Origin of the sequence: Daejeonella sp. (assembly GCF_044232565.1) — a bacterium.
Taxonomy (GTDB): domain Bacteria; phylum Bacteroidota; class Bacteroidia; order Sphingobacteriales; family Sphingobacteriaceae; genus Daejeonella.
On sequence record NZ_JBIILQ010000086.1, the window covers coordinates 1 to 9826 of the forward strand.

Below are 9826 nucleotides of genomic sequence, written 5' to 3' on the forward strand. Positions count from 1 at the left end.
TTACTAATTGTAGGGATAGTGCTTGCTTTTACAGCTTGTAAGCATGAGGTTCCAGCTATTTCCGAGATTGACACTGTGCCACCGGCTATTTCTATTGCTTGCAGCACAGATTCAGTATATTTTGTTAATACCATTAAGCCACTTCTTATATCAAACTGTGCTATGGCTGGTTGTCATGATGCCATAACCCGAGAAGAGGGAATTAATCTTACTACTTATAATGGAGTTATGAGAGAGGTTGTGGCAGGTAATGCTTCTAAAAGTAGTTTATATAAATCTATGGTTCGAACAGATAGGGATCGTATGCCACCTCCACCAATGCCAGCTTTTACGGCTGATCAATTAACTAAAGTTAGAACATGGATTAATCAGGGGGCAAAGAATAATGGTTGTAGTAGTTGCGATTCTGCTGATATTAAATTCAGTACAGCCGTAAAAGTGATCATTCAGAATAAATGCCAGGGCTGTCATAATCCATCATCTTTAGGAGGAGGAATAGATCTTTCAACTTACACAGCTATAAAGGCTTCTGCTTTGAGTGGAAAGCTAGTTGGATCCATTTCATGGGCAAGTGGATTTTCTAAAATGCCCCAAACCGCCAAATTACCTGATTGTGAAATTGCTCAAATTCAAAAGTGGGTAGCTGCAGGATCTTTAAACAATTAACACATGAAAACAAAAAATATATTAATTAGCTTTTCAATCCTACTCTTTTTCTTCAGTGCATGTTATTATGACAAAGAGGATCAATTATATCCATCCTCTGGTATTTGTGATACTACTACTCCAGTAACCTATACCGCTTCGGTGGTTCCATTATTACAGCAATATTGTTATAGTTGTCATGGTGGCACAGCAACTTCTGGTGGTGGGATTGTAATGGGCACTTATGCCACAGATAAAGCAATGGCTTTAAATGGGTCTCTATATGGATCGATTAGTCATGCAGCCGCTTATTCACCAATGCCTAAGGGCCAAAATAAAATGACTGATTGTCAAATTTCTAAAGTTAAAAAGTGGATTGATGCGGGTAGTCTAAATAATTAAACATATTGGTATGAAAATCAAAAAAATAGTACTGATTATATTTCTTCTTGTCCTTGCTTTAGGTGCCTACTTCTATATTTCATCAGAAATTAATAGAAAGAGTCCATCAATGGCCAATAGTCAAGAAGATTTTAAGATCGAAGCAGCTAATCTATTGTCCGAATATGAAGGCAATTCCGCAAAGGCCAACCAAAAATATCTTGGCAAAATTATTTTGCTTAGTGGCAATTTAAAGTCTGTTGAAACTGACGAAAAAGGCTTTCACACGCTTGTTTTAGGAGATAATTCTTCTATGTCGTCTGTTAGGTGTAGTATGGATAATAGCGGTTCTGTAGATGTTAAGGCGCTCCCAATAGGTGTCAATATTGAACTAAGGGGTGAATGCACAGGGTTTAATCCCGATGATTTAGGATTAGGTGCTGATGTGGTACTTAATCGAAGTATAATAATAAAAACCAACCAAAAATGAAAAAACTAATTCTATTAATAATCGCGTTTTTGTTTATCAATGTAGGCTTCGCTCAGGATAAATATTTTACAAAAAATGGAACAATAATTTTTGATGCAACAACTTCAACCTCTCCTGAAAAGGTAAGCGCAATAAATAAGTCGCTAGCTTGCGTACTTGATACTAAGACTGGAAATATTCAATTTTCTGTTTTGATGCAGGGATTCGAGTTTGAGCAGGCTTTAATGCGCGAGCATTTTCATGAGAACTATTTGGAGAGTGAAAAGTTTCCGAAGTCAATTTTCAAAGGACAAATTAGCAATCCATCCTCAATTAATTATGGTAAAAATGGGACTTATGATGTTTCAGTAAAGGGACAAATGCTGATGCATGGCATTACCAAAGCACTTGAAACAAAGGGCAAGCTAACAGTGAACAACGGCAAAATTTCTGTTGCAGCTAATTTCTCTATTTTACTTGCTGATTACCAAGTTCTTGTGCCCCGTTTGGTGGGCGATAAAGTTGGGAAAAATGCAACCATTAAGGTAGACTGTACCTTACAAGTTCTTAATAATTAGTGTTTTACAGCAATCAATCTAAATCTATTATGAAAAAAATTAATACTATAATATTTGTGTTCCTATTGATTCTGACATCATGGAATACTGCAAGTGCTCAGGATGAAGATTTGTTGAATTTACTGGGTGAGGAAAAGCCCCAAAGGGAGATTACCAAAAATGCCTTCAAATCAACACGCGTTATTAATAGTCAATCGATGGAGTTTCTTTCTCCAGGCACCATGGATTTTATTATTCTCCATCGTTTTGGTCAGATTAGTGAGGGTATGGGTAATTTTTTCGGATTGGATCAAGCTAGCATGAGAATGGCGCTCGATTTCGGTATCATGCAAAATTTGATGGTAGGTATTGGACGTAGTACCTATAAAAAGGAGCTTGATGCGTTTATTAAATATGCACCCATTAGGCAATCTACAGGATTAAATAACTTTCCGGCTACCATTGCTATTTCTGCAGGAACAACTTTGAATACCCTTCCTTGGTCAGATCCAGCTAGAAAAAATTATTTTACATCCAGACTTGCCTATTATACCCAAGTTATTATTGGTCGGAAATTCAATCAAAATTTCAGCCTTCAACTAAGTCCCACAATGGTTCATAATAACCTTGTAGCATCTCAATCTATCCCTAATGATGTTTTTGCATCTTCTTTAGGTGGCCGAGTAAAAGTTTCGAAACGCATGGCTCTAACCTTTGATTATACCTATGTTATTTCCGGTATTGATAAGAATTTATATAAAGATCCTTTATCATTTGGTTTAGATATTGAAACTGGAGGACATGTTTTTCAATTACACTTTTCCAATTCTACCGGCATGAATGAAAGAGCATTTATTACCGAAACTACTGGTAGTTGGGATAAAGCGGAGATTAGATTTGGTTTTAATTTGTCGCGAATGTTTCAGATTAAAAAGCAGAAGGAAAGCGCTGAAAAATAATATTTAAAAATTGAAACAATTGTTAATCATATAGTAGATTATTTCTGTGATTAACAATTGTTTTCAAATTATTCAGATCATTATAAGCCTCAATTTACACATAAAGGGTCCTTTTATAATAGCTAAAAATGGCGTCAAGCTTTAGCTATCGAATCGAAACATAAAGATTAACTGTCCCTTAATTTTGACCGATTGTATTTATCCATCGAATGATTGTGATAGCCTAAATTATAGCTGCGTTGTTATTCTCCTTTAGATGGACTTTCTTGTGTCCATAATTGCTAATGATAATACAATTTATATCCAGTAAATAAAATCGTTTATTTTTATTGCCAATAAAAAAGCCGCTTTCTTCTCAGAAGCGGCTATATTTTGAGATCTTGGGAAGATTAATTAACAATTATACTTCTTTCCATACCACCTCCAGATCTGTTATACATACCAGGACCCATCATTTGCTGTGGCTGTTGTTGTTTGCCACTAAATTTTTGAAGTCTCATAGTAAAGCTTAGCATCACATACCTTGATAAACGGTTGCTTTGGCTGTCGGTAATTACGTTTCCTGTAACAGAACGTGAAACACTAGTATTTTCATCTAGCAAGTCGAAACCTTGTAAGCGGAGTGATGCGCGCTTATCTTTGAAAAATTGCTTTTCAAGATAGGTATTGATTATGAAGGGGTTTACCGCTAAAGAGCTACTATAACCATTGTTGTAGGATTTACTTAAATCAGATCCAATAAGCCACGTTTTAAGAAAGTAAATTCTAGTATTAAAATTTAAAGAATAAGTTGATACCTCGGTATTATTATTTGTGATGGCATCATTTGTATTGCTATTAAAACTATATCTCACACCCGGGTTAAACTCTAAGTTTTTGTTGGGATTGACTTGCATATTCAATCCTTGAGAGAAAATCCAGTTCTTACCGGTATTTTTCACATTATCAGTAAAGGAAATATTATTGATATAGTTTGCAGATCCATTGAAAGAGAACACGTATTTTTTCTCTTGGAATGGTTTAGAATAACTATAATAGGCAGTTGAAGTAAAGAATCCATCTGTATTTAAATATCTTGATTCTTGCACTAATCCTACAATTGGATCCATTTTACGTACAATATTGGAAACGATTTTGTTTTCGGTTAGGTTTCCTGATAAGTTAATGAATAACACGTCGCCCGAATTAAAATTAAAATTATTGTATCTAAAACTTAAGGCATGTGAAAATTCAGCGGCCAAGTTTGGATTACCATAAACTGGATATTGAGGATTAGAGATATCTGGCGTTGGTTGTAATTGAATGTAGGTAGGCTCGTTTGCTCTACCAAAATAATTTACGTTAAATGCTTTAGTCCTTGAGAAATTATAAGAGTATCGTGCGGAAGGGACAAAGTTAAATCCAGTATTTCGGTTTGGTGTTTTAACCCCCATTACTACGGAGCTTCCTTCTAAAACATTGGGTTGTGCGCTTATTCCGAATGAATAATTAAACTTCTTTTGATTGACACGATAATTTATCCCGAAACGATTAGTGCTAAACGAGTAATTAAATTCATTACTTAATATGGTATTGAAAGATGATACACCTGCAGAACTTATATCGTAAGTATCACGGTCTGTTTTATAGTTTGTTGTACTATGATTGTAGTTAAATTCTAAATTGCTTGTAGCACTCAGAGGCTCATTATAGGATAGATTGGCATTGAAATTAGAATTTCTATTATTATCATATAGTTCCTGATTTCTGTAAACCGGATTACTTCCTCCGGAAGCGATATAATTGATATAATCCGTCAATTGATCATCTTCTTGTTTTGTCCTTGAATTATTTGCAGACACTAATAAAGATATATTCCGACCTTTTTTCTGAAGGCGATGATTGAACAAGATATTAGCACCGAAATTTGGATTTTTAGAAACAGTATTATTTTTAGAAATACCATCAGAAGTTAAAATATCATTTTCGCTTTGTATATAATTGGTGTTTCCAAAATCTGTTGTTCCACCATAACTAAATGAGGGAGTAAATTTAATGAAGTTTATAGTATCTGGTTTGTACTCAAGGTTCCAGCTGAATCGATGATTCTCATTGATTTTATTGTTTGCTGAATTTTGATCGGTTGAAATAAGCGAGTTTAGGAAATTGTTTTGTTGAAGCTGATTGCTAAACACATCATTATCACGGTTAGAATAACTGTAATTACCGTAAGAACTAAGCTTTTTCCCATAATCTTTACGGTAGTTTAAGCCAATTGATCCAACATTTGTTAAACCATCGCTACCTCCGCCACCTTGGAAACTACCGCCACCACCGCCTGTGAAACGCGTTCCACCACCACCACCGCCACCAACGGATTGAACACGTGCGCCACCACCGCCACCACCAAATCCACCACCACCAAAACTAAAAACAGAGCTATTGGTATTGTTGAGGTTACCGATTACGGAAAATTGCTCAGTATCGTTATAAATGTTTGCCGTTATTGAACCTTGGTAGCGGTCTTTATCGCCACCACCAATAGTTCCGTTGGCGAAATAGCCCTTATTCTTATCCGCTCTGATTGTAAAATTTAAGATTTTTTCAGGATCTCCATTTCTTATGCCAGTTAGGTTTGCTTGATCGCCATAGTCGTCAATAATTTGTGCCGACTCAAGTATGGATGCAGGTAATTGTTGGGTCGCAGTTTTTACGTCACCACCAAAAAAATCCTTTCCATTAACCCTAACCCTAGTAATTGCCTTGCCCTGCGCAGTTACATTTCCGTCTTTATCGACCTCAACACCGGGTAATTTTTTCAATAAGTCTTCCGCAAGAGCATTTTCACGTAAAGCATAATCGGAGGCTTTATAAGTAATAGTATCTTCTTTAATAGTTATAGATCCAGTACCGGAAATAATGACCTCGCCAAGCATTCTATTTTCAGACTTTAAAACAATGGGCTCCAGTATTAAGGCGGTTTCTCCATCCTTGTACAAAAAACGTTTATTTAAGGCCTGATAACCTAAACTAGAAACTGTGAGTAGAAAAGTGGAGGATTTAATATTCTTGAAAGCAAATTTACCGTCAATATCTGTACGTGTAAAAATGGTATCTTTTCCGGCAATAAACTTTACAGTAGCTGCAATAACGCTTGTTCCGGTAGTATCTTTTACTACCCCACTAACGTCGCGGCTTGTTTGTGCCATAGCACTGTAACTGATCAATAAACTGATCATTAGGGGTAATATTTTTTTCATATTTATTAATATTCTTTTCATAATTGGTTTTTGCTCCGAATGCCAATTTTCTGCATTTGGATAAGGTAATTTTTAATTTTGTTTTGCAGCGAGTGCGCTTTTTATAAAAAATTCTGTACTATTTGTAGTGTTTGTGCTTAGGTAATTTCTTCTTGGCATTCCTCCATACATTCCATTATAATTACGGCCAGAGCGTCGGTTGAATCGATCTCCATAAGTGCCACCATAAAGGTCATCGTAATCATTCATATCTCTTTGCTGAATACTTGCTGATCCCTGAAACCCATTAATTCGTATTCGATAGGTAATGAGCTCCGTACTTCCAGATTCAATTCCAAGTAAACGTAAAGGAATGGCTATCTCCTGTATCATGTTATTTTTTTCATCAAATGACATTGCAGCTTTTATGCCATAAGTATTGTATAAAGATATTCCACCATCTACTAGCTCTTTAAAACCTTCCACTTTTATTTCTTTGATTTTTGAAATAATTCGTCTTTGAATTTCTTTTGCTTCAGGCTGCTCTATTTCTACTTGCTTTTTCCCCGGCGTGCGGTCGAGCACCGGGAAAGTTACTGTTGGCGCAATTTTTTTAGTGTTTTCAAAATTTACAGTAAAACTGATGCCGCGAGCTAATATTTTCGTTAAATTATCTTCTGAGCTATTTTTTACTGCTAAATAAATGTTTTCATGATCATTTGCAATGCTGTAAAAAAGTTTTGTATCTGCATTATATAAGTCAAGACTATCTTTCCAATCTGAAAGTATTCCATTAACCTCAATCGATTTTTCAGCCCACCTAGTTTTAATAATTTCTGCTTTCTTCTGCGACCATGCTTTTGATGGAATCACAAAAAATATAATAATGATAGGAATAAAAAGAAAGTTGACTTTTATCTTCATAATGGATTTAGACTATATCGCTCGACAAGGTTTAAATAAATTTTGTAAGCATTTCGTTACAATAGAAAATGTAAATTTTAGGGCAAGAAAATTGATTTTTTTGCAATTGGTTTTCGTTCAATTTGCAAATATACCTTAGTATTTACTCCTTTTCATGAAATTTTGGTAAGATTCATGTTATAAAGGGAGAATAATCCTTTAACTCCTCTCTTCCCAAATTAATGCGAGGTTTACAATCGTTTCAATTGCCTTTTCCATATCTTGTACGGATACCCATTCTTGTTTGCTGTGAAAAGCATGCTCCCCAGCAAAAATATTTGGGCATGGTAAACCCATGAATGATAGTCGTGAGCCATCAGTGCCCCCTCTAATTCTTTGAAGTTTTGCTTTCAATCCGGCTCGTTCAATAGCTTCTATTGCCAGTTGAGTTAAATTGGGATGTTGATCAAGGATCATTTTCATATTACGGTATTGTTCTTCAACAATAAATTCATAGCTCGAATTAGGATAATCTTTCAGAACCTGTTTTACTATTTGCTCAAGAAATTGTTCGTGTTCTTTTAAGCTATCGGTATTAAAATCACGAATAATGAACTCAATACTGGCCTGTTCCACTCCACCATTAATTGAAACCGGATGTATAAAACCAGCTAAATCTGAGGTGCTTTCGGGCGATAATTTATCTTTTGGTAATTGAGAAACAATGCTTGCTGCAATTTTAATTGCGCTTTCCATTTTGTTTTTTGCAAAGCCAGGGTGTGCACTTATGCCTTGTATAATTACCTTGACCCCATCGGCCGAAAAAGTTTCATTTTCAATGGTGCCAAGGTTTTCTCCGTCGATGGTATAGGCGAAATCTGCTCCTAATTTTTTGATGTCAACATGATCTACTCCACGTCCAATTTCTTCATCCGGAGTGAATAAAATCTTTATTTCTCCGTGTTTTAACTCTGGATGATTCATTAAAAATTTAGCTGCTTCCATAATTTCAGCAAGTCCTGCTTTATTATCGGCGCCCAATAAGGTTAATCCGCTAGCTGTAATAAGGTCCTTTCCAATTTGATTTTTTAAATCGGAATGATCTTTCAAACGAATAATTTGTGTGTGATCATCCGGTAATATTAAGTCTTCACCCTGATAGTTTTTATGAATGATGGCTTTTACATGTTCACCCGAACAATCAGGGGAGGTATCCATATGCGAGCAGAAACAGATAACGGGCACATTCTTATCTGAATTACTGGGGATACTTGCATAAACATATCCATAATCATCTAAATGCGAATCAGTGAGACCCATTTCGAGTAGTTCTGCGACCAACACCCTGCCTAAATTCTTTTGTTTTTCTGTTGATGGAAAAGTTTCAGAATTTGGATCCGATTGGGTATCAATTGCCGTATATCTCAAAAAGCGATCTGTAAGCGTTTTATTTATATTTTCGGAAGCACTCATTTTTATTTAGATTTAGAATTATGCTCGCAAAATTAATAAAACATCCTGCATAATTAATTTGTACAAGCCAAACAAGCTTAATGTCAGCATTACAATAATATTGCCAAATGAACATTGAAAGTTTAAGAGATTATTGTCTTTCAAAAGAATATGTGGAAGAAACCTTTCCTTTTGGGGACGATACACTCGTATTTAAGGTGGGGGGAAAGATCTTTTTGTTATGTGGTTTAGATAAACCCGACCGATTTAATGTGAAATGTGATCCCGAAAGGGCTGTTTTGCTCCGAGAAGAATTTGAAGATGTACAACCTGGGTGGCATTCGAATAAAAAGCATTGGAATACCGTTTTTATGAATGGAAGCCTTAGTGACAGACAATTAATAGATATGATAGACCATTCTTATGATTTAATTATCGATAAACTACCGAAAAATAGGCGCTTTTAATAGAAGGACTTACAAAACCTTAATTTATTGTTGGATTGGGAAACACTTGATTTTCAATTATATAAATTTTAAATATTCTAAAACTTAATGATTCTTTTTTCTTTTCCTTCAGCAGAAAAGAAATCAAGGCGAGGCTCTTCGCCGAGACCAGGAGAGCCTTAAAAAAACAATAAACAACAATCGAATAAATGCTGCTGCTGCACCTGATGTTATTAATGTCAATGCTTTGGCCTAGACTATGCCTGCCACACCATTCAAGGTGGAAGAAAGGGGCTTGCTAGGAGATTCTGCTAAATAATTTTTTTTGTTTTTTTTATCATTTTTAAAAACTAATATCAAATCTAGTGTGATTCTAGGCATCATGCTTTTTCCCTCAGCAGCTGTTAAACAAAAGGCGAAAGAAGGCTTTGTGGGTTTGGGAGGGGCATTGTTTTACTCTTCCGTAAAACGCAGCCTGTGTGCTTTTGGTTTTTGTGTGCGGTTGGTATGCGCCGGCTGCCTTGGAGGAAAAAAAGGGCTTTTGTTTCTTTTGGACTTCAAAAGAAAGAGAATTCATTTTTTTTTGATTCGGGTTTTATAAGAGAAATTGGAGTTTTAATGACTTTTCCCGCTCATAGCCGCGGGGGGCCTATTCACTTTTTCCTGGATGAAAAAGTAAACATGCCGAGGCTCTTCGCCGAGACCATGAGAACCTTTAAAAAACAATAAACAACAATCGAATAACAACCACCGCTGCGTCTGATGCTATGAAAGGTTCTGCGAAAGCTAGGCTTGT

10 protein-coding genes are annotated in these 9826 nt (G+C 35.7%); 7 read left to right on the plus strand and 3 right to left on the minus strand.

Features of this window, described 5'->3' with window-relative positions:
* The 5 genes from ACILQF_RS06485 to ACILQF_RS06505 form a co-directional block, all read left to right on the plus strand.
* Nucleotides 1-666, plus strand: a 666-nt coding sequence (locus ACILQF_RS06485) for a c-type cytochrome domain-containing protein (RefSeq protein ID WP_395626602.1), incomplete at its 5' end; no start/stop codon positions are given.
* A gap of 3 nt (nucleotides 667-669) precedes the next feature.
* A complete protein-coding gene (locus ACILQF_RS06490) occupies nucleotides 670-1047 on the plus strand; it encodes a hypothetical protein (protein WP_395626603.1) in 378 nt (125 codons plus the stop codon).
* A 10-nt stretch (nucleotides 1048-1057) separates the two neighbouring features.
* Nucleotides 1058-1516, plus strand: coding sequence for a hypothetical protein (locus ACILQF_RS06495; protein WP_395626604.1), 459 nt, complete (start codon nucleotides 1058-1060; stop codon nucleotides 1514-1516).
* Complete coding sequence (locus ACILQF_RS06500; RefSeq protein WP_395626605.1) at nucleotides 1513-2073, plus strand: YceI family protein; 561 nt, start codon at nucleotides 1513-1515, stop codon at nucleotides 2071-2073. The genes ACILQF_RS06495 and ACILQF_RS06500 overlap by 4 nt, the downstream gene beginning before the upstream one ends.
* A gap of 29 nt (nucleotides 2074-2102) precedes the next feature.
* Entirely contained in the window at nucleotides 2103-3011 is a 909-nt protein-coding gene (locus ACILQF_RS06505) for a DUF5777 family beta-barrel protein (RefSeq protein ID WP_395626606.1), read from the plus strand.
* A 389-nt stretch (nucleotides 3012-3400) separates the two neighbouring features.
* Here the strand turns inward: ACILQF_RS06505 and ACILQF_RS06510 are convergent, their stop codons facing one another.
* The 3 genes from ACILQF_RS06510 to pepT form a co-directional block, all read right to left on the minus strand.
* Nucleotides 3401-6250: an outer membrane beta-barrel protein gene (locus ACILQF_RS06510; RefSeq protein WP_395626607.1), complete on the minus strand. Its 2850-nt coding sequence runs from the start codon at nucleotides 6248-6250 to the stop codon at nucleotides 3401-3403.
* Nucleotides 6251-6322: 72 nt separating this feature from the next.
* Nucleotides 6323-7153: a hypothetical protein gene (locus tag ACILQF_RS06515; RefSeq protein ID WP_395626608.1), complete on the minus strand. Its 831-nt coding sequence runs from the start codon at nucleotides 7151-7153 to the stop codon at nucleotides 6323-6325.
* Between the two features lie 198 nt (nucleotides 7154-7351).
* Nucleotides 7352-8605, minus strand: a complete 1254-nt coding sequence (gene pepT / locus ACILQF_RS06520) for a peptidase T (RefSeq protein WP_395626609.1) — start codon at nucleotides 8603-8605, stop codon at nucleotides 7352-7354.
* A gap of 107 nt (nucleotides 8606-8712) precedes the next feature.
* Between pepT and ACILQF_RS06525 the strand changes: the two genes are divergently transcribed.
* Both ACILQF_RS06525 and ACILQF_RS06530 read left to right on the plus strand, forming a co-directional pair.
* Nucleotides 8713-9051 (plus strand): MmcQ/YjbR family DNA-binding protein, encoded by a 339-nt coding sequence (locus tag ACILQF_RS06525; protein ID WP_395626610.1) that lies wholly within the window; start codon nucleotides 8713-8715, stop codon nucleotides 9049-9051.
* A 304-nt stretch (nucleotides 9052-9355) separates the two neighbouring features.
* Nucleotides 9356-9631, plus strand: coding sequence for a hypothetical protein (locus ACILQF_RS06530; protein WP_395626611.1), 276 nt, complete (start codon nucleotides 9356-9358; stop codon nucleotides 9629-9631).
* Nucleotides 9632-9826 lie beyond the last annotated feature (195 nt).